Raw genomic sequence first — 21,999 nt, forward strand, 5'->3', positions numbered from 1 at the left:
GCAAAAAGCAATTTTCTTCCCCAATAATTGCTTTGCGATTATTGTATCACAGCTGTTGTGGCAGGTCAAAAGCTTTCCCCGGCGTCCCTCATTTTCATCTTCTAAACCAAGGTGCCGGGGCATAAAAAGGCCGGGGGTTTTGCCGCCCCCGGCCGCTGCGCTATTTTAAATCGTAGGTTCCCTCTGGGTCGTATAGGATATAGCTGTTGAGCCCATTGTCCCGCAAAGCCCGCAACTGCTCCTCTACCTGGGCCCGGCCATAGGGTTCGCCGGCCAGCCAGGAGGCGGTGTAATCCTGTAGGATGGCGATAGTCCCCGCCTGAGGCCCTATGTGCTCCAAGAGGAAATTGACGATCTCATAGGGCTTTTGCACCGGGTTTTCGATCCGCTCCTCCCCCAGCTGGAACCAAGCGCCCAGCATGGCGGGGGACAGGTCGATGACCCCACGGTCCCGGATCAGCGCTGCCGGGTCCTCCCCGTAAGCGTCGCCGGTGAGCATGGTGCCGGAGAACACCTGGACCAGCACCCGGCAATCGCGGCCTGCTAGCCGTTCGCTCACCCGGTCAGCAAACTGGGTGAGCACCTCCTGCCGGCTTCTGCCGCCGGTGTCCCCATAGGTGGCCAACTCCAAGCTGTAGCCGGTGGGGAACTGGACCGAATCCAGGATGATGATCTCAAATCCCTTTTCCGCCGCTTCATAAGCGATGTCGGAGATATAGTTTTGGGCATCCAGGCTATAAGGGTTGAGCCAGGGCTTCCCCCCGTTCTGCAGGGAATTGTCAATCCAGTTGGTCTGGGTGCCCTGGTATTTCACCGCGCTGTCCGCCATGGAGCGGGGGGCGGTCTTGTCTTGGAAAGCGGACACCCGGCCGATGGGGGTATAGCCCCGGTCCTTGAGCTTTTTCACCAGCCAGGCCGCATCCACAGCCTGTTCCGATTGGGCGCCGTTTGCCGCCACCTGTTCCAAGCTGCTTTGGTAATGGACCACGCCATTGGCATCCTTCAAATCCACCAGTACTGCGTTGATATCCGACCCCTGGAGGCTGTCCAAAAACCGGTCTGCGAGCAGGTCGCTCTGCTGGTAGGCGGCGGGCATATACACCCCACGGATCTCCCCCAGCACCGTCACTGGGGGATGGTTTTCCTCTGGCTGGGAGGAGCTCCCCTCTTCCGGCTGGGATTCCTGGGGCAAGGGTTCCGGGGTTTCCGGAGCGCTCTGAGACTGGGTAGGCTGTTGGGAAGGCTCCAGCGTAAGCCCCATGATAAAATTGTATACAGGGGTGTACAAAAGCCAACCCAACCCGGCTACTACCGCCAACAGGACGACCACCAATGCCGTCTCCGGCAGGGTTGCCCTCCGATTGCGGCCGCGGCCGCTCCAGTTGATTTTTTGATGCCGTTTGATCTTCTGGGGTTTTGCCATGGAACCTTCCACCTCCAGTCTTGGTTATGCGGGGAGCTGATGGCCAATCAGCCCGTAGATGGACAGGCTGATGATGCCGATATACACCAGAAGGATGGGCAGCCCTCTAAACACTTTGGGAATGTCCATCATCTGGAATTGTTCTTGGGCGATGTAGAGAAGCAGGAGGGCGCCGGTGTACCCGATGCCGGAACCCAAGCCAAAGCCGATCCAACCGCCCAGGCTGTACCGCTCAGAGGCAGCCACCAGGAGAGCCCCAAAAGCCGCGCTGTTGAAGGCTGCGCGGGAGAGTTCCCCCTGATATTGGGCGAGGAGACCCGGCGCCTTTTTGGCGAGTCCGGCATAGCTTCCAAAATAGAGTATGCAGATACAGAGCAAAAATGCGATGCTTCTTACATACAGGGGCAGCCCGAAGGGTTTTAGCAGGGTGTCCACCGCCCAGCACAACACGCTGGATAAGGTGGTGATGCCGGTGACCAGCGCCCCGAACACCACCAAATCCTGGGGGGCGGACTCCCCCAGATGGAACGGCCCCAAACCGCGGGCAAAGACCACGTTTTCCAGGGCAATGGCCGTCAGCGCGGCCACAAAAAAATCAGCGAGCAGTTGCAACATGGCCTATCCCTCCTTTGCAGCGGGCCGCGGCCGGCGGCGTTTGGGGGGCGGGGCGGCCTCCCGGTTTTCTCGAACAATATAAAATTGCTTAATCAGCCGGTCTGCCCAGCGGAAAAAGGCGGAGAGAAACCCCACCACAAGGAATCCAAAAAAGGGCAGTAGCAATCCGCCGGACGTAAAGGGGACCGGGACTGCTTTCCCCCACAGGGTGCCAGAACCAAACAGCTCCCGGAAAGCAGACAGAGGCACCGCCACCACCGCAAATCCTAGGGATTGCATCGCCCCGTCCAAAAGGGCATACTGGGGTTTGACCTGGGGCGCGTATTGCATAGCGCGGGTGATCATCAGGGAGTTGACCGCCAGCAAGGGGAAGTAAATCCCCATGGAGTCGAAGATGCTGGGACTGATGTACCGGATGAACAGGGCCGCAACCTGTAAGGCTGCCATAGCGGTGACAACGCATGCCGGCATCCGGGCCATCTTGGGGATTTGGGGGCTGAACACACAGGCCACCCACATGGCGGGCACCATAGAGCAGAACATGGCCAGAGAGAGGGCCACCCCGCTCCGCAGGCTGGTCGTGCCCATGATGGCGATGGGAAGGGCCAGGCCGCACAGGAGTACCGGGTTCTCCGATAGCACCCCACGGGTCAGGGCCATGGCATCCCTATGCCTTCTGAGATTTGTCAGTTTCAACGCGGCGCCTCCTTCCCTCGCTGTGGATGGATTCATTTTTCAGGTCGATGGCAAAGGAGAAGGCGTTCATCAGCAAAATGGCGAACACCGCCGTCTCCTCGTAGCCCCCCGCCCGGCGGAAAAGCATAGCCGCCACGCCGCAGAGCACCCCGTAAAAAATTTTGGAGGTCTCCCGTTTGGGGGTGGTGGCCGGGTCGTTCAGCAGGAACACCGCTGTCAGCAGCAGACTGCCGCTGGTCAGCTCCATCAGGATGGACTGGACCGCCCCCATTCCCGACCGGGGCAGCACCAAGGCAAACACGGCCGACGCCCCCAAAAAGGCGAGGGCCGGCTTGATGTCGATGACATTGATCAGCGCAAGGCATATCAGACAGGCAATCAAAAGTAAGATGTTAGTGGCTCCCATAGAGCCGGGCATGCTGCCCAGGAAAATCTCCATGGTGCTGAATTTGGGAATCCCCCCCAGCTGAAGCGTCTGGGCGGCGGACTGGGCCGCTTTCACCGTGAGGACTGGGTCAAGGGCCAGCTTTCCCATAGGGGCAGGGTAAGTGAACATTGCCACTGGGAAACAAACTGTGGCAAAGGCGATGCCCGCCGCAGCCGGGTTAAAGATATTCTGCCCCAAACCGCCGAAGGGATGCTTGGCCACTGCAATGGCGAACACCCCTGCCGCAACCACAATCCAATAACTGATGGAGGCAGGCATAAACAAGGGGATCAACATGCCGGTGACTATGCTGGAATAATCCCACAGGCAGATTTTCCGCCCTGCCAGCCGGGTGCAGAGCAGGTCGGTCGCCAGGCAGGTGACCACCGAAAGAACCCCCAGAACCAAAGCGCGCATGCCGTAGAAGAAGGTCCCCATAAAATAGAGGGACCCCAGGGCGCAGATCACATAGAACATCACCGTGGCATTGCTGTCCTGGGAACGGATGTGGGGCGGGCTACTGGGCATCAGTTTCATAGGTGACCTCCTTCCCCGCCTTGGCGAGCCGTTCCACTTTTCCGGTGAAAATGATGGTGGAAAGGTCCAGCTTGGCCGGGCAGACATAGCTGCAAGTCCCGCAGCCGATGCAGCGCTCCAGGTCAAACCGGTCGATGTACTTCATCTTTTTGCGGGTGATAAACTGGTAGAGATAATAGGGTGAAAGTCCCTGAGGGCAGACCTTGGTGCAGCGGCCGCAGCCGATGCAGGTGTACCCCACATGCTTGCTGTACTCCCGGAAGGCGATGAGCCCCCGGGTGGTGGGGCCCACCAAAGTTTTCTCCGGGTCCAGCACGCCGTAGCCCATCATCGAACCACCGGCGACGATCCGGGTGGGGTTCTGGGCCAGGCCGCACCGCTCCAGAAGCTGCATAGCTGTCATGCCGATGGTGACTTCCAGGTTCATTGGGTTGGCGATGCAGTTGCCGGCCACCGTGACAAAACAAGTATCCTGTTTCCGGTTTTGGTAAACGGCCCGCCAAAGGTGAATCATAGCGCAGGCCCCCAGCAGCAGGGTGTTTTTATCCTGCAACTGTCGGTTCGCCCGGTATTCCGCAGGGTAGCCCCCGGTGATCCGGTGGACGGGGAGTCCAGCGATCTCCTGGGGGATTTTGGTTTCCACATCCATCAGGTGCTTATAAATGGCCACAAAGCTCTCCTGGGCGCCCAGGGCTTTTTGAGCCAGGCGCGCCCCTCCCGCCATTTGATCCCCCAGCTGGATGGCTGGGCAGAGCTGGCTGGAGATATAGGGCTCGTCGTCGATGGCATCCACCGCCAGGACGGAAATTCCCTGGCTTCCGCCCTGCCGGAGCTTCTCCCACAGCGGCATGCCGTCAGATTCATCGATGATGCCCGCCTCCTTGGCGATGGTGATGATCTCCTCTGCGGTCAGGGCATCGGGGTCGGCAGCTGGTTCCCGCTCCATCAAAGCCGATGGGCCTGGGCTGGTAAATTCCTGCAAATCCCGGGAAAGAGCCGGCTCTTTATGCTGTTCCAACACGATTCCACGGGTAAAAATATCTTCCACGAAACGATACTCCCCCTTTCTAGGGTTTCCAATATCCCACATTTGGGCAATAACGCCGCATTTGAGGCGGCGGAAGGTGGTTGGGTTATGTATTTTGAGCGCCTAGACGGCAACAAACTGCGGGTGCGGCTCACCGCGGAGGACCTGGAGGAATTCCTGGTCACCTACGACGGGATGGACTATGCCGATTCCGCCACCCGCATGATGGTCAGCGAGATCCTGAGCCGCGCCCGGCTGGAGTGCGGCTTTACCCCTGGGGATGGGCGGCTTCTCATCGAGGCCTATCCCGGCGAGGAGGATGGCTGCACCCTCCTCTTTACCGCCGTTCCCCCTCCCGGACGCCCTGCTCTGGGGAAAGGGGGGTTCGGCCCCCTGGTCTACGCCTTCGAGGACATCGACACGGTGATCGACGGGTCGGTTAGGCTGTTCCGGCTGTGCTGCCACCGGATTTATAAAAGTTCCCTGTACCGAATGGACAAGGGCTACCGGATGATTCTCTACCCCTTGGGCCGCACCGGCTCCCGGGCCTCCACCCTGCTGGCTGAATACGGCGAACTGGCCGGGGAAGGCCCCGCCGCCGCCGCTGTGGTGGAAGAACACGGCGCACCGGTCATCCTGGGCAATGCCATTGACAAACTCTCTTATTATTTTGCCCGGGGATAGGCCGCCTGAGCGCTCTCCCGGATGGCGGCCACTGCCTGCCGGTAGTCGGGTTTGCCAAACACCGCCGACCCAGCCACCAGCACATTTGCCCCATTTTGGGCCACAATGGCAGCGGTTTCCCCATTGATTCCACCGTCCACCTGGATGTCCATGGAAAGGCCGCGGGCATCACACTCCCTGCGGATGGCGTTAACTTTGGGCATCATGTCCCCCATAAAGCTCTGGCCGCCGAAACCGGGCTCCACGGTCATCACCAGAACCAGGTCCACCTGGTCCAGGTAGGGGAAAGCCGCCTGGGCCGGGGTTCCCGGTTTCAGGGCGATGCCCACCTTTTTGCCCAGCCCCTTGATGGCCGCAATGGTCTTGTCCGGGTCGCTGTCGCTCTCCAGGTGGAATACAATGAGGTCGGCGCCGGCTTTGGCGAAGTCCTCTGCATACCGCAGGGGGTCGCTGATCATCAGGTGGACATCATAGAAGGCGGGAACTGCCTTGGATAAGCACTTGAGGATGGGCGCACCCAGGGTCAGGTTGGGGACGAAGTGGCCATCCATCACGTCGATGTGAAGCATGTCCGCCCCGGCGTCCACAATGGCCTTCGCCTCGTCGGCCATATGGGCAAAGTCACAGGATAGCATGGAGGGGGAAATCTGTATCATAAAAACGTCTCCTGTCAAATAAAATACTGGCCGCAGCGCAGATTTACACGCATACTATTTTAAACCACAGGGCGCAAAAGGTCAACTGCGGCACCCCCATCCCCCACGCCAGCCAGGGAAAATTTACAAATTATTCGGTTTTTCCTTGTCAAATGCGGATAAAATCCGGTGTGGCTTGTCCCATCACCCAAAGCCGGGGCCCAGTTGGGCCCCGGCTTATTTGGATGCGGCAGAGTTGGTTCCGTATGGCTCTTCCTGGGCAACAATTGCCACCCTTGCGGACCCCGCCGCTTGTTGGGGTACCCTCCATCCTATGCGGGAACCGCCCCGGCGCTCCCTTGGCGGGATGGACGGAGGGCCCCCGTTTTCCAGAGGAAGCCGTCTTTTTCCACAATCCCAGTGGAGGCAGGAGGGGGGAACCTCCATTTCCTTCCCCGAAAAATTTTACACGTTTTGGAAAAGGCAGACAAAAAGCCGGCCCCCAAAGGAGACCGGCCGGAATTTGTAGAGCCTTATTTGCTGGCGGGGCTCACGGTGCCATCGCCGTTGTCGCTCATCAGGGTGACCGAGACCTCAAAGGTCCGTCCTCCCACGCTGGAGTTGGAGCGGCGGTAGATAGTCAATTTCACCTTATCGCCGGGTTTAAAGCCATCCAGCACCTGGCTGATATCGTCCGCCGAAGCCACCGCCGTGCCGTTGACCTGGGTGATAATGTCCCCTGGGACCACGTTCTTAGAGGCGATGTCGGCATTGGGGTCCACCGATAAAATGTGAACGCCGGTGGGGACGCTGTACATCCGGGAGAGTACCGAATCAATGGGTTCACCGGTGATACCCAGCATGGGGCGGCCGGTGACTTTGCCATTGGTAATCAGCTGCTCCACGATAGGCAGGGCGTCGTTGATGGGGATGGCGAAGCCGATGCCCTCATACCCTTCGTTGACATACTTGGCGGAGTTTATGCCGATGACCTGGCCAAATTCATTGACCAAGGGGCCGCCGGAATTGCCGGGGTTGATAGCCGCATCGGTCTGAAGGAAGCGCATGGTATAGCCGTTTTCACTCTTGACAGCCCGATCCAGGGCGGAGATGATACCCTGGGTGGTACTGCCTGCCAGCTGCATGCCGGTGGGATTGCCGATGGCCACCACCCGTTCCCCTTCCTCCACCTGGTCGGAGTTGCCGAAGTCGGCATAGGTCAGGTTCTGGGCCTCAATTTTAATCACTGCGATATCCGTCCGGGTATCGGAACCGATGAGAGAGGCAGAGTACTCCTCCCCGTTATCCAGCACCACCTTGATGCCCACAGCCTTCTCCACCACATGGGCATTGGTGAGGATATAGCCATCGCTGGTCATGATAATACCGCTGCCCGCACCGGAGGAGGCAAAGCTGTTGTTCCCCTGGTAGGTGACGATGCCAACCACCGAGGGCTTCACCTTTTTGATGATCTGGGTGGTGGTCAGGCTGCCGTCCGCCGCAGCCTGTTCGCTGGTGGCAGGTTTCTCTTGGATGGAGAGGCCGGGCATCTGGGTCTGGCTGGAACTGGAATCGACATTTTTCTGATCCCGGTCGCCCACCATGCTGTAGACGCCGTATCCGGCAAAGCTTAAGACGCCGATGGCCAGCACCACACAGAGGATCGACGCAAAGACGGTGAACCCGCGGGAGCGTTTGGCCCGGGCTTTGGGCGGTTCGGAGGCGCTTTCATAGTCTGCGAAATTCCATTTGTATTCCTCCCGGTCGGCAGAAGAGCCACCTGCCCAGCCCGCATTGGGGTTGTATTGGTATGACGAACCCTGCTGCTGGTTCCCCGGCCCCCAGCCGGGCTGCTGGCCGTTTGCACTGGAATTGGGGCCGTATGGGCCTTCCCCTGATGCGGTAGAATCCTGAAAACCGTTCTCATCCTTTGGGGTATCCCCTTCAAACGGGTCGCGGTCGTTGTAATTGGTATCACTCATGGTGGTTACTCCCTTTCCTGACTGCGGATCAGTCAATCTCGTTTGCTCTTATCTGAGCTACTGGTATCAGTATAACCCGCAATTTTGAATGTAAAAATAACATCTTTTGAAAATTGGGAAAACGTTTTTGACAGAAACTTTTAACAGGAGCACCCCGCTACTTCCCTTTTTCCCCCTTGCGGAAGATGGATTGGCCATTTTTTTGGTGGAGGGTAGGCAGGCTGAAGACAAATTCACAGTACTCCCCTTCCACGCTGCGGACCATAATATCCCCAGAGTGGAGGTTGATGATAGACCGGACAATATGCAGGCCGAGGCCCACTCCGTTTTTGTCCAGGCTGCGGGATTTGTCGGTCTTGTAAAACCGGTCGAATACCCGGGGGACTTCCTCTTTGGTCAGCCCCTGGCCGGAGTTTTTCACCCCAATGTAGGTCATGGCGGTATCCACTGTGTAGCTGAATTCGATGTACCCACCCTCATTGACAAACTTCACCGCGTTGTCAATCAGGTTGTACACCACCTGATGGATCAGGTCGGGGTCAGCTTCCACCATGATTTTATCCACATCCAAGCCGCGGATATCCAAGCGCTTTTCCTCAATAGCCTTCTCAAAGGTGAACACCGTGCGGCAGACAATGTCGTTGATGTCCACCGGCACCGGCTTGATCACCATCTCCCCCGCCTCGATCTTGGCGATGTTGAGCATGGATTTGATCAGCCGGGAAAGGCGCTTGACCTCCTCTGAGACAATGGTCAGATAGTGGCGCTGCTTCTCCTCTGGGATGGTGCCGTCCAGGATGCCGTCGATAAAGCCGCTGATGGTGGTCATGGGGGTTTTCAGTTCGTGGGAGACATTGGCGATGAAGCTGCGGCTGGTCTGGTCCTGTGCCGCCAGGCTGGAAGCCATAGTGTTGAAGGCCATAGCCAGCTTGCTCACCTCGTCATATCCCTCCACCGGCACCCGCACTGCAAAGTCCCCCTTGGAAAAGCTTTGGGTGGCGTCGGCCATCTCCCGCAGGGGACGGACCAGCCGGTCGGTGACAAAGTAGATGACAATAAAAGAAAGAGCCAGCACCGCAATGGCGCTGAACAGGAACATCTTGAAAATCTCCAGGAGGAAGGAGGTCATGCCTTCGGCGCTGGTAGAGGCAAATACCACCCCTATCACCGAGCCATCCTGTGCTTTAATCGGGCGGCCCACTGTATAATATGGCTCGCTGTAGATTCCGCCGAGACTGCCCATTTCCCGGTATTCCCCTTCCCGGGCTTCCTCCATAATCTTTTCACTGATCATATAGGTGGTGTGGATGCAAGAGGCCCGGTGGGTGCAGATCAAGGTCTTGCCGTACTGGTCCACTAGGAAGATGTCGGCGTCGATGGCATTTCCCAGGATAGAATATCCGGACATGGCCCTGGTGGAGTCCACATAGTAGCCGCCTTCCCCTTGGGTGGTGACGTTGCTGGTGATGGCCACTGCCTGCACCACGTTGCGGCTGAGCAGGTCAAACTTATCATTTTTAAAATACTGGGAAGCAAAGACCAGCAACACCACCCCGAGGATGGAGATGCTGGCCAGAATGATGGACAAACAGACGGTGAAGAATTTAGAAAACAGGCTTTTTTGCATTCTGCATTATTCCTTCACTTCAAATTTGTAGCCCACGCCCCAAACGGTTTTTAGGCTCCATTGGTCGGAGACGCCCTCCAGCTTTTCCCGCAGGCGCTTGACGTGGACGTCCACTGTCCGGGAATCCCCGTAGTATTCAAAGCCCCAGACCTCGTCCAACAGCTGATCCCGGGTGTAAACCCGGTTGGGATTGCTGGCCAGGTGGTAGAGGAGCTCCAGCTCCTTGGGCGGAGTGTCCACCACCTTGCCATCCACCTTCAGTTCATACTTGGTCATGTTGACCACCAGCTTGTCGTAGCTGACTTCTTTGATGTCGTTCTCGGCCGAAGATTTGCCAGTGCGGCGCATGACTGCCTTGATCCGGGCTATGATCTCCTTGGCGTCAAAGGGTTTGACCACATAGTCATCCGCCCCCAGCTCCAGGCCTAGGACCTTGTCAAAGGTCTCGCCTTTTGCGGTGATCATGATGATGGGGCAGTTGCTTTTTTTCCGGATCTCCCGGCAGACCTGCCAGCCGTCCAGCTTTGGCATCATGATGTCCAGAAGCACCATGTCTGGGCTGTCAGCAGAGAAGCGGGCAAGGGCCTCTTCCCCATCCCCGGCCACCGACACGGTGTACCCCTCTTTTTCCAAATAGAGCCGCAACAGCTCCGCTATGTTCCGGTCGTCGTCCGCAACAAGAATTTTACCCATCAACATGGCAATCTACCTTCCTTTTCTCATTCTATGGCGCGCGGGGCAAAAAGTCGGCTATCCCGCGGTTTTTCCCTGTTTTATTCTTATTATACAATACTTTGCGATGGAAAGGTGAATAATTTTTGAACCTTTTCCCCCCTCGGAGTAAACGTGTGGTTGTTGAAAAAACTGGGCGCACACAGTATAATAGGATTTAATATTCCCCCTTGCCCGCCGCCATGCGGGCAGGCAGGGAAATAATCTGGAGGAAAACAATGAAATTAGGTATTGTGGGGCTGCCCAACGTGGGCAAAAGCACCCTGTTTAACGCAATTACTAACGCCGGCGCACAGGCCGCAAACTACCCCTTCTGCACCATTGAACCCAACGTGGGTGTGGTGGCTGTCCCCGACTACCGGCTGGACAAGCTGGCCGAAATGTATGAACCGGACAAATACACCCCGGCGATGATTGAGTTTGTGGATATCGCCGGCCTGGTCAAGGGAGCCTCCAAAGGCGAGGGCTTAGGGAACAAATTCCTCTCCCACATCCGGGAGGTGGACGCCATCGTCCACGTGGTCCGCTGTTTTGAGGATGGGGAGATCGTCCACGTGGACGGCTCCATCGGCCCCAAACGGGACATTGAGACCATCAACCTGGAACTGATCTTCTCGGACATCGACATTGTGGACCGGCGGATCGACCGGGCCTCCAAAGCTGCCAAAGGGGATAAAAAATTCCTGGCAGAGGTGGAGATGCTGGAACGGCTGAAACACCACTTAGAGGAGGGCCTCTCCGCCCGGGGGTTTGAACTCCTTTCCGACGCGGAAAAGGAAATCTTCTCCGACATTCCCCTGCTCTCCGCCAAGCCCATCATCTACGCTGCCAACATGAGCGAGGGCGACTTCTCCGGCAATGTGGAGGAAAACCCCTTCTACCAGGAAGTCCAGGAGATCGCCGCCGCAGAGAAAAGCCAGGTCCTGCCCATCTGCGCCAAGCTGGAAGAGGACATCGCCGACATGTCCCGGGAGGACAAGCTCATGTTCCTGGAAGAGCTGGGGCTGGAAAAATCCGGCCTGGACCGGCTCATCCAGAAATGCTACGAACTCCTGGGCCTCATCTCCTACCTGACCGCCGGCAAACAGGAGGTCCGTGCCTGGACCATCACCCGGGGCACCAAGGCCCCCCAAGCCGCCGGTAAAATTCACAGCGACTTTGAAAAGGGATTCATCCGGGCAGAAATCGTCTCCTTTGACGACCTGATGGCCTGCGGCTCCATGGCCGCCGCCAAAGAAAAGGGCCTTGTCCGCCTGGAGGGCAAGGAGTATGTGGTCCAGGATGGGGACATCATCCTCTTCCGATTCAACGTGTAATACCCGCCCTCTTGCGAAAGGAGAGCCCCCCATGATCAACCTGGAACGCACCGAAGTCATGAACCTTCACAACGCCATCCGCGGCGCCCGCAACCCTATGAACAGCTGGGACCGCAGCGACAGCTCCTTTGAGGACGGGCGCTTTGTCCTCGGCCCCAACGACCTGGATCTGGCTGCCCGCCTCTGCCGCAGCGGCAGCGACCACCGCAAGTTTATCCGGCAGATTTTTGTTTCAGTGGACATCACTGCCCCCCTCTATTGGTGGAAAGAGTTTGACACCTACAAGGTGGGGACGGTGGCCAACTCCACCAGTACCATGCACAAAATCCACGCCAAGCCCTTCTCCCGGGAGGATTTCAGCTGCGACCACATGAATCCCCAAACCCTGGAGCAGATGGATAGGGTCATCGCCTTTTTGGAGGAGCTGCGCCAGCAGTACCAGAAAACCAAGGACAAGGACATCTGGTACAGCATCATCCAATTTTTGCCCTCCAGCTACAACCAGATGCGCACCGTCACCATGAACTATGAAAACCTGGTGGGGATGGTGCGTTCCCGGAAAAACCACAAGCTGCAGGAGTGGCACGACTTCTGCCATTGGGCAGAGACCCTTCCCTACGCCAAAGAACTAATCCTTTTTGAGTAAAATAAAAAGCCCAGCCGGATTTGGCTGGGCTTTTTCTATGATACAATCAGCTGAACATTCCTTTTTTCACCAGTGCGATGGCCACCAAAATGGTGAGCACCACCGACAGGAGGATGGGCATCCAAAACACCGGGAAAGGCAGCCCTTCCACATTCATGCCGTAGAAGCTGGACACCATAGTGGGGATGGCCATCAAAATGGTGATGGAGGTGAGGATTTTCATGACGATGTTCAGGTTGTTGGAGATGATAGAGGCAAAGGCATCCATCGTCCCCGACAAGATGCCGGAGTAGATGTTGCACATCTCAATGGCCTGCTTGATCTCGATGAGCACGTCCTCCAGGATGTCCTGGTCCTCGTCGTAGAGCTTGATGATCCGTCCGCGAAGGATCTTCTCCATGGTGATCTCATCGGATTTCAGGGAAGTGGAAAAGTAAACCAAGGATTTTTCCAGCCCCAAAAGCTGGATCAGCTCCTTGTTGCGCATGGACTGGTGCAGCTGCTTTTCGGTGGAGCTGGAAATCCGGTCAATCTGCTTCAGATACAACAGAAACCGGCTTGCCACCCGCAGCAGGATGGTGAGCAGGAACCGGGGCTTCTGGGCGGTTTGCAGGTTTTTCACCGCGCCGTTTTCCATCTGCTCAATGACGGCAAACTCCTTTTGACAGATGGTGACCACAAACTTTTCCGCTAGGATGATGCCGATGGGCATGGTGGTGTAGAGGATGGTCTTCTCCTCTTGGGAATCGGTGACCGAATCGTCCACCACTGGCACGTCCACAATCACCAGGGTCTGGTCCTCCTCCGCCTCAATGCGGGAGGATTCCTCCTCATCCAGCGCCGAGCGGACAAAGCCGGAGTCAAGGCCCAGTTCCTCCACCAGATAGGCGACCTCCTGTGGGTCGGGCGCTACGGCGGAAACCCAGCACCCATCCTCCGGGGCGGAGAGCCGGGTGATCCGGCCATCTACAGTTTTAAAATAGTTCAGCATATGTCTCCCCCTCAAATTGGGCGGACACTTACAAGGTGAGCGCCGCCTGGTATTTTTGCTTTCCTCTGCCTTTGGCTGCCAGGGTCGGGATTCACGGCGCCACCTCCTTTCCTACAAAAGCCACTGCAAAGCTGTGTGCCTCCGGTCCTGCCCGGGGCCGCTTTTTTCCAGCGGCGGTGAAAAATCACGTGCTTTTGGGGCAAACCTCCCCCAAAATGTGGTATTCTACCAAATAGGGCGGAACGGCTTATCCGCCCATACGCAAAAAACGGCCGTGGGGACGATTCCCCGGCCATCCCACAAGCGGTGGCCCCCCATGGGGAGTTTTGGCAGGCCGCCCAGCCAATATGCCGACGGGCCCCTGCTTCTTCCACAGCTTGCCTGTGGTTATTATACCAATCTCCAACCGTGATTGCAAGAGAAATACCGGGATTTTCCCGCAAAAATCCCCTTTTTAATACAAAATTCCGGTTTTAATCCCCCAAAATGAAGCCGGACGCCGTTTTTCACCCGATTGATGGCAATTTCCCGATTTTGATTCCCATTAAATTGGGCCCAAACGCCCGGCTGGATCCCCATGGGTGTTTTGGGCAAAAAACGGGAAAGACTAGTGAATGTTTCCCATTTGTGCGAAAGGAAGTTTTTTATGGGTGTCATCTCCCTTTTATTGGTTTGGGATGGGGTTTCCGCCATCCTCTCCTCCGTGCTGGGCCTCTACCTGGCGCTGCCCGATTTCCCCTACCGTTGGCAGTACTCCCTGGGGACGCTGTTGGCGGCCTGGGTATTCTTTGCCCTCTTCGGTGCTTACCGGCGCAAACTGCGGCCCTCCATTTTCGCCATGCCCCTGCGGCTGGTGGGTGCCAGTTTGGCGGCAGGGTTTTCCCTCTCCCTCCTTTCAGGGGAATGGGGGGTGACGCCGGCGGCGCTCATCCTGACCTTTACCCCCCTGTGCGCTCTGGCACTCGCTGGGCGGATCCTCCTCTCCAAGGACCGGCCCCAGCGCCAAGGGCCCATGAGGGCGGCGGTTTACGGAGCCGGGGAGCTGGGTTGCCTCCTGGTGGATCGGTTTGGCGGGATGCAGGGCCCCCGGCCGGTGCTCTTCCTGGACGATGACCCGGCGAAAAAAGGGACCCTCTACAAAGGGGTGCGGGTAGTGGGTGGGCTGGAAACCCTGCCCCGTTTGGCGGGCAAGGTGGATTGCCTTGTTGTGGCCATCGACCAGCTCTCCCCCCGGAGGCTCAAAAAGGCCATCCAGCTGGCGGCGGCCCAAGGTCTTCCCCTCAAGCGGTTCGGGCTCTTTGACCAGCAGGAGGAAATGTCCGCCGCACGGCTGGGGGAGATCCACCCGGAGGACCTCCTCCGGCGGGAAGCAGTAGCTCTGGATGCCACCCCCTTGCGCGCCTTGCTCGCCGGGAAAACAGTGCTGGTCACCGGCGGTGCGGGTTCCATAGGGTCGGAACTCTGCCGCCAAACCCTTCAGCTGGGGGCGGATCATCTCGTCGCGTTTGACATTTCGGAAAACGGACTCTTCCAGCTTGGCAGAGAGCTCTCTTCCCTCTACCCCGCTGACCGTTACACCTTGGAAGTGGGCTCGGTGCGGGACAAGAGCCGTATGAACCAGCTGATGGAACAATACCGCCCAGCCATCATCCTTCACGCAGCGGCCCACAAACACGTGCCCATGATGGAGGCCTGCCCCAGCGAAGCGGTAAAAAACAACCTCCTGGGCACCAAGACCGCGGCCGAGGCGGCGATTGCCGCGGGGGCGGAGCTGTTCGTCCTCATCTCCACCGACAAGGCGGTCAATCCCTCCAGCGTCATGGGGGCCACCAAACGGGGGGCGGAGCTCTGTTTGCAGCTGTTGTGGGGGCGGCATCCCGCCACCCGGTTCTGCGCGGTGCGGTTCGGCAATGTGCTGGATTCCCAGGGGAGCGTGGTGCCCATCTTCCGGGAACAGATCGCCCGGGGAGGCCCGGTGACCGTCACCCACCGGGAGATGCGCCGATATTTTATGACCATTCCGGAGGCGGTGCAGCTGGTGCTCCACGCCGCTGCCCTCAGCCATGGCGGGGAGACCTTTGTCCTGGATATGGGGGAGCCGGTGGCCATCTACGACCTGGCCTGCGACATGATCCGCCTGTGCGGCTACCGCCCCCACCAGGATATTGAAATCCAGTTCACCGGCCCCCGCCCTGGGGAGAAACTGCTGGAAGAACTGGAACTCCCGGAGGAGGAAACCCACCCCACCTCCTGCCCTCGGATCACCGCCTTTTCCTGGAGGGAATGGGCTTCCCCAGCAGCGGAGGGACTGTTTGAGAAGCTCAAGGAAGCCGCCTCTGCCGGGGACGGTTCCCAGGTGCTCGCCCTGCTCCACCAACTGGTGCCCACCTACCGGTGTCCTCCTATCCAAGAGGAGCACACCATGTAAAAGAACAAAAAAGAGGATGGCTAACGCCATCCTCTTTTTCTCTCATTCATCCGCGCGGGGGGTTATCGGCAAAAATTTTCGATATAGCTCTCAATCGCCTGAGAGATCACCTCAATGGCGGCATCCCGGCCTTTGGCCTCCTCCACCGCGGTCTCCTTGCCTTCCAGGGACTTGTACACCTGGAAGAAGTGGGACATCTCACTGAAAATATGGGTGGGCAGTTCGGAGATGTCCTTGTAGCCGTTGTAGGTGGGGTCGTCAAAGGGGATGGCGATGATCTTCTCATCGTGGCGGCCGTTGTCAATCATGGAGATCACCCCGATGGGGTAGCAGCGGACCAGGGTGAGAGGATCGATGGCCTCGGAGCAGAGAACTAGCACATCCAAAGGGTCCCGGTCGTCGCCATAGGTCCGGGGGATGAAGCCATAGTTGGCCGGATAATGGGTGGAGGTATACAGCACCCGGTCCAGCATGATGAGGCCGGTTTCCTTATCCAGCTCGTACTTCTTCTTGCTGCCTTTTTCAATCTCAATGACCGCCATAAAATCTGTGGGGGAGACCCGCTTGGGATTGATGTCATGCCAAATGTTCATATCGTTCCACCATTTCTCCGGCGGCCTAGTTTCGGCACTGTCCGCCGCCGGACAGACAGGCCCACGCATTTTTCTGGGGGCAGATCGTTGCCACATCCTTATTATAAGAAAAACGGCGGGCGATTTCAAGGGAGATTGTATTTTTGCAGGGCGATACAGCCTTTGGCAAACCCTTGGAGCCGTTTTTTCGCCCCCTGAACCCGGCGGCAGGCAGCGGAAGGGCTGACCCCCAGCCGCTCCCCCACCTGGGCGAGGGTCAGGCCCTCTCCGTAATACAGGGTGATAGCTTCCCTCTGGCGGGCGGTCAGCTGGGTTTTCATCCCCTCCTGCAAAATGGCGCGGTAGAACTGGCGCTGGCGGCGGTTGTCCTCCCCCGTGGGCTCGGTCAGGTGGTCCAGGCTGTCGTATAAGGCGACCCGTCTCATCAGCGCTTGCCCAGATACCGGGCGATCTGCCCCATCGCCCAGTTGAGGTCTGCCACTTCCTCCCGCAGCATGCGGATGCGGCGATCCAGCCCATGGGAATCCCCCAGTTCCCCGGGCGGCGGCTGGGCAGAAAGCTGGGCAATCCGTTCCAGCAGCATCCGCCGGGATTCCCGGTACTCCTCCAAAAGGCGGCGCATTGGCACCTCCTCCTTTCCCATTGGTATGGCTTCATCCTACCGGAAAGAGGGCGTACAAAACGGTTTGTCCTCCATGGGATTTCGTAACAATTTGCCCGTTGTTTCTGGGGGGAAAGTGTGGTATTGTTAAAAAATAGTGGCAGTGTTTTATAGCATCCGGAAGGCCGGCTGTTTTTGCCCATCTGGCCTCCCCTTTCCAAGAGCTGTATGAAGGAAGATGGAGGCAGATTGGCCCCTATGTGGTCCAAAAAACACGGCGACATGGACCGCACAAACCCATTGATTTTCTCCCTCCTCCACCAAGCTGGATGGGGGATTGCAGCAGAGGCGGGGGCATTCCCTCCGGCTCGCTTAGAAAGGATGAGACAACATTGAAACGAGCTATTGTATTGGGCGGGGGCGGTTCCCGCGGCTCCTACCAGATCGGTGTATGGGAGGCCCTGCGGGAGCTGGGCATCGATTACCAGATCGTCACCGGCACCAGCATCGGCGCCCTCAACGGCGCGCTGATGGTTCAGAACGACTTTGAAGCGGCCAAATCCATGTGGGAGACCATCCGATACGACTCGGTGCTGGGCTCGGTGTCGGAAGGGGATTTTGAATCTCTGGAAGGGGCTTCTAAAATTTTCAAAAGCTTCCTGCGGGATGCGGTCTCCAAAGGGGCGCTGGACATCGGCCCCTTGGAAAACCTGGTGCGCACCCATTTAAAAGAGGATGTGGTGCGCTCTTCCCCCATTGAGTTCGGCCTGGTGACAGTGGAGTTCCCCACCATCAAAGAGGTGGAGTTGACCAAGGAGGAAATCCCCGACGGGATGATGGCGGAATACCTGCTCGCCTCTGCCGCCTGCTTCCCCGCCTTTGAGACCCGCAGGATTGAAAACAGCAAATACATCGATGGCGGGTACCGCAACAACCTGCCCATCGATATGGCTGTAGAGCTGGGCGCCAACGAAATCATCGCAGTGGAGCTGAAATCCATCGGCTTTATCCCCAAGCTCCAGGCCGGCGACGTGCCGGTACGGTACATCCGCAGCTACTGGAATCTGGGGATTTTCCTCAACTTCGACAGCCCCCGCATCCTGCGCAATATGCGCCTGGGGTACCTTGACACCATGCGCTCTTATGGCAAAATCGAAGGGGTGGCCTACGCTTTTCCCCTGGGTTCCGCCCAGGCTAACTATGAGGCCATGAGGCCTGTCCTCCAAGAGATGGGCGCTTACCTGGATTTTGACGTCTCCCGCCAGGCCCGCAACCCCATGGAAAAACTGGTGAAGCTCCGCCTCTCCCGCCACCTGAAAGACGGCAAGCGGCTGCGGTTTGATTCCCCCCGGGTGGTGCAGCGGGCGGCGGAGATCGCCGGCGAGGTCCTTTCCCTTCCCCCAGCCCGGATGTATGAGTGGGAGGAGTTCAACACCCAGTTGATGGAACAGATGGATCAGCTGGAGCGGGTCTCGGTGGAAAAGCTGGAAACCTTAGTCCGCACAGTGCGGGACGCCCGCTCCGCCGCCGGTCTGACCGAGGAAATCAAATCTCTGGATGTGCGGCAGATCGCCGCCCTGTTCTGCGACTGGATAGACGAAGCCTGGAACGGCGGGAAAAATTACCTCTGGCTGGCCGCAGCCGCTGCCCCCAAGGAGTTTATCGCCGCCGCTTATCTCTATGGGCTGTATCTGCGCCGCCAAGGGGTTACGGGGAAGAGCATGGTCACCCTGGACACCAGACAGGTGGTGCTGAAGCCCCTGACCATCCGGGATTTAAACCGAGTCCACCAGCTGGCCAGCGACCCGGAAGTGGCCAAGAACATGCGCTTTTCGGTCCATAAGTCCCTGGAGGAGACCCGCCAGATGGTAGAGGAGTACCTGGCAGGGGCCAAAGACGGCAGCAAGTTCCCCTTCACTGTTTGGGCCAAAGAGGACGGCAGGTTTGTGGGGGTGTTTGTCATCAAGGGCGACCACCTGGAAGAGCGCCCCGGCGAGTATGAGATGACCGCCTTCTTCGGAAAAAACAGCTGGGGCCACGGCTACCTCACCGAGATTCTGGGGGCAGCCGCCGATTTCGTCTTCACTCAGCTGGATGGGGTCTGTCTGCGGGGCTATGTGCTGGAGCGGACCATCGGTTCCCAAAAGGCACTCCAGCGCAACGGCTTTGTATTGGAGCGGGAGATTTTCCGCGATGGGATGCCCTGCAAGCTCCAAGTCCACAAGATGGATCGCAGCCTGTATGAAGAGCTGCGCGGCCATGCAACTGAAGCATCGGGCAAATAAAAACATCCCCAGGCCTTGACGGCCTGGGGATGTTTTTTTACGCGTTGAGGACTTTGCTCAAAAACTCTTTGGTGCGGGGGTTCTGGGGGTTGCCGAAGATGTCTTGGGGACTTCCCTGCTCGGCGATGACACCGCCGTCCATAAACAGGACCCGGTCGGAGATCTCCTTGGCAAAGCCCATCTCGTGGGTGACGATGACAATGGTCATCCCTCCCACTGCCAAGTCCCGGATGACCTCCAGCACCTCCCCTACCATCTCAGGGTCCAGGGCGCTGGTAGGCTCGTCAAAGAGCATCACATCCGGGTTCATGGCCAAGGCGCGGACAATGGCAAGCCGCTGTTTCTGCCCGCCGGAGAGCCGCTTGGGGTACTCCTGAGCCTTGCTTTCCAGCCCCACCTTGCCCAGCAAATCCATGGCCATCGCTTCTGCCTCATCCTTTGGCATCTTCTTCACCAGGATGGGGGCCAGGGTGATGTTTTCCAGCACGCTCTTGTGGGGGAAGACGTTAAAGTGCTGGAACACCATGCCCATTTTCTGGCGGTGCTTGTCGATGTCCACCCCTTTGGCGGTGATGTCCACCCCTTCAAAGAGGATTTGGCCCTCCTCTGGTTTTTCCAGCAGGTTTAGGCAGCGCAGGAAGGTCGACTTGCCGCTTCCCGATGGGCCGATAATGGAGACAACTTCCCCTTTGTGGATCTCTTCATTGATCCCCTTGAGGACGTGGAGCTCCCCGAAATATTTGTGCAGATTGGTTACCTTAATCACCGCGGCTCATTCTCCTTTCCAGCAGCACCACACCCTTGGAGAGGGTAAAGGTCAAACAGAAGTAGATCATTGCGACGATCATCAGCGGTTCCAGCGTCAGGTACAAAGCGCCCTTGATGGTGGCCTGCACCGTCATCAGCTCCCCGACGAAGAAGGTGGAACCCAGGGAGGAATCTTTGACGATCATGATGAACTCGTTGCACAGGGCGGGCAGGATGTTCTTGATGGCCTGGGGGAGGATGATTTCCCTCATGGTCATAGAACTGGAGAGGCCCAGGGAACGGGCCGCCTCCGCCTGGCCCACATCCACCGCTTGGATGCCGGCGCGGATGATCTCAGACACATAGGCCGCGCTGTTCAGGATCAGCGCCAGGATGACGCAGTACAGCGGCTGGATGTCCATGTGAAGGAGCTCTGGAAGCGTCAGATAGGACAGGGTGATCTGCAGCAGCATGGGGGTGCCGCGGATCACTTCCACATAGGCGGCGGCCACCCACCGCAGCGGTGCGAAATTGACCCGCCTGGCTAGGCAGATCAAGGAGCCTAGGATGGCCCCAAACAGCACGGTGAGGAACGCCATATACAGGGTCACGCCGGTGCCCTTGACGAACATCATGCCGTACCGGGATAATAAGCTAATGATGGTTGTGATGGTTTCCATCTGTTATACCCACCTCTTTATGGAAGTCTTTTGCCGGCAAAGAACCGATCCCCCGGAATGAGGCTCATCCCGGGGGGACCGCGTTTGCCTTGGCAAAGGACAAGATTTATTTCTGGTCTTGCTGCTGGGAGAGCGCCAACTCCTGAGCATCGGCCAGCCACTGCTCATACAGGTCTTTTTCCTGGGTTTCCTCAATAATCCGATTGATCTCAGCCACCAGTTCCGGGTTGCCCTTGGGGATGGCCACTGCGGAACCGTCGTTTTTTAGCTCCCAGGGGATGTCGGCCATCATCAGGTTGTCATAGGTCTCGCAGTAGCCGTCGCCGGTGATGTTGGCGATGACCAAAGCGTCGATCTTCCCAGCTTGGAGCTGCATGACCCCGTCGCCCAGTTTGGCGATGGGCACAATGTTGGCGTCGGGCATCTTCTCCTTGGCGCCTTCCATCTGGATGGAGCCGTTCTGCGCTCCCACCTTAACCTCCGGTTTGTTGAGATCCTCCACCGATTGGAACTTCTCTGCGTTCTCTTTAAGGATCATAATGCCCTGCTGGCTGGTTTTCTTATAGGGGATGGAGAAGTCCATCTTCTCAGCCCGCTCCGGTTTGGAGGCGATGCCAGAGATGGCAATATCGCATTTGCCTTCGGAGACGGCGGCCAAAACCGAGTCAAAATCCATGGGCTGGATCACCAGCTCCACTCCAAGGGAGTCGGCGATGTACTTGGCCAGTTCAATATCCGAGCCCACATACTGCTCGTCTCCCTGGCCCATCTTCTCCAGGTCGATGAACTCATAAGGGGCGTAGTCCGGGCTGGTGACAAAGACCAGCTTGCCGGAGGATTTGATCTTCTCCAGGCGGTCAACCCCGCCGCTGGAGGACTGGCTGGACCCCTCGGAAGGGGTGCTGCTGGAATTTCCCTCGCCATTGCTGCAGCCGGCCAGGACAGAGGTCATGGTCAGGGTGGCGAGAATCAGAGCAAGAAGCTTTTTCATACGACAATCTCCTTTGAGCGATACTATCATGGATTGGGCGATTCCCCATCTTGAATATGTATACATTATATACGCATATTTATAACAAATCAAGTGGTTTTTTTCACAAGTTCACCCGGGGTTTCTTTGGCGTTTCTATGGTTTTTACACAACTTTCACCCAATCTTCGCCAACCGGTCAAAACCATAGGCAAGATTATGCAGAATATTTGCATAATATGTGGGAGGTTTCCGCCCCATCTGCTCCTGCTAAGACTGGCGGGGAGACCCATACAGGGCCTCCCCGCCGGCAATGGGATTACTCTTCTTTCTGCTGGGCGGCGAGGACCTGGGCCTC

The 21,999-nt window shown here is 57.8% G+C and carries 21 protein-coding genes; 5 read left to right on the forward strand and 16 right to left on the reverse strand.

What is annotated here, in order from left to right; all coding sequences use genetic code 11:
• Positions 1 to 160: 160 nt before the first annotated feature.
• From RDQ42_RS04450 to RDQ42_RS04470, 5 genes are read right to left on the reverse strand one after another with little or no spacing between them, the layout of a single operon-like run.
• Complete coding sequence (locus RDQ42_RS04450; protein WP_071427345.1) at positions 161 to 1,423, reverse strand: putative glycoside hydrolase; 1,263 nt, start codon at positions 1,421 to 1,423, stop codon at positions 161 to 163.
• A gap of 24 nt (positions 1,424 to 1,447) precedes the next feature.
• Positions 1,448 to 2,038, reverse strand: coding sequence for an Rnf-Nqr domain containing protein (locus RDQ42_RS04455; protein WP_071427346.1), 591 nt, complete (start codon positions 2,036 to 2,038; stop codon positions 1,448 to 1,450).
• Positions 2,039 to 2,041: 3 nt separating this feature from the next.
• Positions 2,042 to 2,734 (reverse strand): Rnf-Nqr domain containing protein, encoded by a 693-nt coding sequence (locus RDQ42_RS04460; RefSeq protein WP_161802777.1) that lies wholly within the window; start codon positions 2,732 to 2,734, stop codon positions 2,042 to 2,044.
• On the reverse strand, positions 2,706 to 3,698 hold the full coding sequence (locus tag RDQ42_RS04465; protein ID WP_054330700.1) for an RnfABCDGE type electron transport complex subunit D: 993 nt from the start codon (positions 3,696 to 3,698) through the stop codon (positions 2,706 to 2,708). The genes RDQ42_RS04460 and RDQ42_RS04465 overlap by 29 nt, the downstream gene beginning before the upstream one ends.
• Positions 3,679 to 4,746 (reverse strand): 4Fe-4S dicluster domain-containing protein, encoded by a 1,068-nt coding sequence (locus tag RDQ42_RS04470; protein ID WP_308588370.1) that lies wholly within the window; start codon positions 4,744 to 4,746, stop codon positions 3,679 to 3,681. The genes RDQ42_RS04465 and RDQ42_RS04470 overlap by 20 nt, the downstream gene beginning before the upstream one ends.
• Positions 4,747 to 4,833: 87 nt before the next feature.
• On the opposite strand from RDQ42_RS04470, the gene RDQ42_RS04475 reads away from it, so the two are divergent.
• Complete coding sequence (locus RDQ42_RS04475; RefSeq protein ID WP_308588373.1) at positions 4,834 to 5,409, forward strand: adaptor protein MecA; 576 nt, start codon at positions 4,834 to 4,836, stop codon at positions 5,407 to 5,409.
• Here the strand turns inward: RDQ42_RS04475 and rpe are convergent.
• From rpe to RDQ42_RS04495, 4 genes are all read right to left on the reverse strand, one after another.
• The gene (gene rpe, locus RDQ42_RS04480) at positions 5,391 to 6,065 is read right to left on the reverse strand and encodes a ribulose-phosphate 3-epimerase (protein WP_054330696.1); all 675 of its coding nucleotides are present in this window, start codon (positions 6,063 to 6,065) and stop codon (positions 5,391 to 5,393) included. The genes RDQ42_RS04475 and rpe overlap by 19 nt on opposite strands.
• A gap of 512 nt (positions 6,066 to 6,577) precedes the next feature.
• Complete coding sequence (locus tag RDQ42_RS04485; protein ID WP_054330695.1) at positions 6,578 to 8,026, reverse strand: S1C family serine protease; 1,449 nt, start codon at positions 8,024 to 8,026, stop codon at positions 6,578 to 6,580.
• Between the two features lie 157 nt (positions 8,027 to 8,183).
• A complete protein-coding gene (locus tag RDQ42_RS04490; RefSeq protein WP_054330694.1) occupies positions 8,184 to 9,653 on the reverse strand; it encodes a cell wall metabolism sensor histidine kinase WalK in 1,470 nt (489 codons plus the stop codon).
• A gap of 6 nt (positions 9,654 to 9,659) precedes the next feature.
• On the reverse strand, positions 9,660 to 10,352 hold the full coding sequence (locus tag RDQ42_RS04495; protein WP_231358622.1) for a response regulator transcription factor: 693 nt from the start codon (positions 10,350 to 10,352) through the stop codon (positions 9,660 to 9,662).
• Positions 10,353 to 10,603: 251 nt separating this feature from the next.
• Between RDQ42_RS04495 and ychF the strand changes: the two genes are divergently transcribed.
• On the forward strand, positions 10,604 to 11,701 hold the full coding sequence (ychF, locus tag RDQ42_RS04500; RefSeq protein WP_054330692.1) for a redox-regulated ATPase YchF: 1,098 nt from the start codon (positions 10,604 to 10,606) through the stop codon (positions 11,699 to 11,701).
• A 31-nt stretch (positions 11,702 to 11,732) separates the two neighbouring features.
• Positions 11,733 to 12,347 (forward strand): hypothetical protein, encoded by a 615-nt coding sequence (locus RDQ42_RS04505; RefSeq protein ID WP_054330691.1) that lies wholly within the window; start codon positions 11,733 to 11,735, stop codon positions 12,345 to 12,347.
• Positions 12,348 to 12,393: 46 nt separating this feature from the next.
• On the opposite strand, the gene RDQ42_RS04510 is transcribed toward RDQ42_RS04505, so the two are convergent.
• Positions 12,394 to 13,338, reverse strand: coding sequence for a magnesium transporter CorA family protein (locus RDQ42_RS04510; protein WP_231358624.1), 945 nt, complete (start codon positions 13,336 to 13,338; stop codon positions 12,394 to 12,396).
• A 646-nt stretch (positions 13,339 to 13,984) separates the two neighbouring features.
• On the opposite strand from RDQ42_RS04510, the gene RDQ42_RS04515 reads away from it, so the two are divergent.
• Positions 13,985 to 15,766 (forward strand): nucleoside-diphosphate sugar epimerase/dehydratase, encoded by a 1,782-nt coding sequence (locus tag RDQ42_RS04515; RefSeq protein WP_231358625.1) that lies wholly within the window; start codon positions 13,985 to 13,987, stop codon positions 15,764 to 15,766.
• 62 nt (positions 15,767 to 15,828) lie between these two features.
• Here the strand turns inward: RDQ42_RS04515 and RDQ42_RS04520 are convergent, their stop codons facing one another.
• The 3 genes from RDQ42_RS04520 to RDQ42_RS04530 all read right to left on the reverse strand — a co-directional run bounded on the left by RDQ42_RS04520 (position 15,829) and on the right by RDQ42_RS04530 (position 16,981).
• Positions 15,829 to 16,359, reverse strand: a complete 531-nt coding sequence (locus tag RDQ42_RS04520; RefSeq protein ID WP_071427349.1) for an inorganic diphosphatase — start codon at positions 16,357 to 16,359, stop codon at positions 15,829 to 15,831.
• Positions 16,360 to 16,484: 125 nt separating this feature from the next.
• Positions 16,485 to 16,784 carry a sigma-70 family RNA polymerase sigma factor gene (locus RDQ42_RS04525; protein ID WP_054330685.1) on the reverse strand — a complete coding sequence of 100 codons (300 nt, stop codon included), beginning with the start codon at positions 16,782 to 16,784 and terminating at the stop codon, positions 16,485 to 16,487.
• Positions 16,784 to 16,981, reverse strand: a complete 198-nt coding sequence (locus tag RDQ42_RS04530; protein ID WP_054330684.1) for a hypothetical protein — start codon at positions 16,979 to 16,981, stop codon at positions 16,784 to 16,786. Before RDQ42_RS04530 ends, RDQ42_RS04525 begins: the two co-directional genes overlap by 1 nt.
• A gap of 371 nt (positions 16,982 to 17,352) precedes the next feature.
• Here RDQ42_RS04530 and RDQ42_RS04535 point away from each other — a divergent pair, with 371 nt between their 5' ends.
• Positions 17,353 to 19,245: a GNAT family N-acetyltransferase gene (locus RDQ42_RS04535; RefSeq protein WP_071427350.1), complete on the forward strand. Its 1,893-nt coding sequence runs from the start codon at positions 17,353 to 17,355 to the stop codon at positions 19,243 to 19,245.
• Between the two features lie 37 nt (positions 19,246 to 19,282).
• Here RDQ42_RS04535 and RDQ42_RS04540 read toward each other — a convergent pair whose 3' ends face one another.
• From RDQ42_RS04540 to RDQ42_RS04550, 3 genes are all read right to left on the reverse strand, one after another.
• The gene (locus tag RDQ42_RS04540) at positions 19,283 to 20,011 is read right to left on the reverse strand and encodes an amino acid ABC transporter ATP-binding protein (RefSeq protein ID WP_231358626.1); all 729 of its coding nucleotides are present in this window, start codon (positions 20,009 to 20,011) and stop codon (positions 19,283 to 19,285) included.
• A complete protein-coding gene (locus RDQ42_RS04545) occupies positions 20,004 to 20,672 on the reverse strand; it encodes an amino acid ABC transporter permease (RefSeq protein WP_231358627.1) in 669 nt (222 codons plus the stop codon). The genes RDQ42_RS04540 and RDQ42_RS04545 overlap by 8 nt, the downstream gene beginning before the upstream one ends.
• A gap of 106 nt (positions 20,673 to 20,778) precedes the next feature.
• Entirely contained in the window at positions 20,779 to 21,663 is an 885-nt protein-coding gene (locus RDQ42_RS04550) for a transporter substrate-binding domain-containing protein (protein ID WP_054330681.1), read from the reverse strand.
• Between the last annotated feature and the right edge of the window lie 336 nt (positions 21,664 to 21,999).

Origin of the sequence: uncultured Merdimmobilis sp., assembly GCF_902471145.1 — a bacterium.
GTDB lineage: Bacteria > Bacillota > Clostridia > Oscillospirales > Ruminococcaceae > Merdimmobilis > Merdimmobilis hominis.

Excerpts from the sequence above, each read along its gene's own strand:
- RDQ42_RS04510 (WP_231358624.1), bottom strand. The coding sequence starts at position 13,338 with ATGCTGAACTATTTTAAAACTGTAGATGGCCGGATCACCCGGCTCTCC.
- RDQ42_RS04490 (WP_054330694.1), bottom strand. The coding sequence starts at position 9,653 with ATGCAAAAAAGCCTGTTTTCTAAATTCTTCACCGTCTGTTTGTCCATC.
- RDQ42_RS04520 (WP_071427349.1), bottom strand. The coding sequence starts at position 16,359 with ATGAACATTTGGCATGACATCAATCCCAAGCGGGTCTCCCCCACAGAT.
- RDQ42_RS04525 (WP_054330685.1), bottom strand. The coding sequence starts at position 16,784 with ATGAGACGGGTCGCCTTATACGACAGCCTGGACCACCTGACCGAGCCC.
- RDQ42_RS04485 (WP_054330695.1), bottom strand. The coding sequence starts at position 8,026 with ATGAGTGATACCAATTACAACGACCGCGACCCGTTTGAAGGGGATACC.
- RDQ42_RS04475 (WP_308588373.1), top strand. The coding sequence starts at position 4,834 with ATGTATTTTGAGCGCCTAGACGGCAACAAACTGCGGGTGCGGCTCACC.
- ychF (WP_054330692.1), top strand. The coding sequence starts at position 10,604 with ATGAAATTAGGTATTGTGGGGCTGCCCAACGTGGGCAAAAGCACCCTG.
- RDQ42_RS04465 (WP_054330700.1), bottom strand. The coding sequence starts at position 3,698 with ATGAAACTGATGCCCAGTAGCCCGCCCCACATCCGTTCCCAGGACAGC.
- RDQ42_RS04450 (WP_071427345.1), bottom strand. The coding sequence starts at position 1,423 with ATGGCAAAACCCCAGAAGATCAAACGGCATCAAAAAATCAACTGGAGC.
- RDQ42_RS04550 (WP_054330681.1), bottom strand. The coding sequence starts at position 21,663 with ATGAAAAAGCTTCTTGCTCTGATTCTCGCCACCCTGACCATGACCTCT.
- RDQ42_RS04545 (WP_231358627.1), bottom strand. The coding sequence starts at position 20,672 with ATGGAAACCATCACAACCATCATTAGCTTATTATCCCGGTACGGCATG.
- rpe (WP_054330696.1), bottom strand. The coding sequence starts at position 6,065 with ATGATACAGATTTCCCCCTCCATGCTATCCTGTGACTTTGCCCATATG.
- RDQ42_RS04455 (WP_071427346.1), bottom strand. The coding sequence starts at position 2,038 with ATGTTGCAACTGCTCGCTGATTTTTTTGTGGCCGCGCTGACGGCCATT.
- RDQ42_RS04495 (WP_231358622.1), bottom strand. The coding sequence starts at position 10,352 with ATGTTGATGGGTAAAATTCTTGTTGCGGACGACGACCGGAACATAGCG.
- RDQ42_RS04530 (WP_054330684.1), bottom strand. The coding sequence starts at position 16,981 with ATGCGCCGCCTTTTGGAGGAGTACCGGGAATCCCGGCGGATGCTGCTG.
- RDQ42_RS04505 (WP_054330691.1), top strand. The coding sequence starts at position 11,733 with ATGATCAACCTGGAACGCACCGAAGTCATGAACCTTCACAACGCCATC.
- RDQ42_RS04515 (WP_231358625.1), top strand. The coding sequence starts at position 13,985 with ATGGGTGTCATCTCCCTTTTATTGGTTTGGGATGGGGTTTCCGCCATC.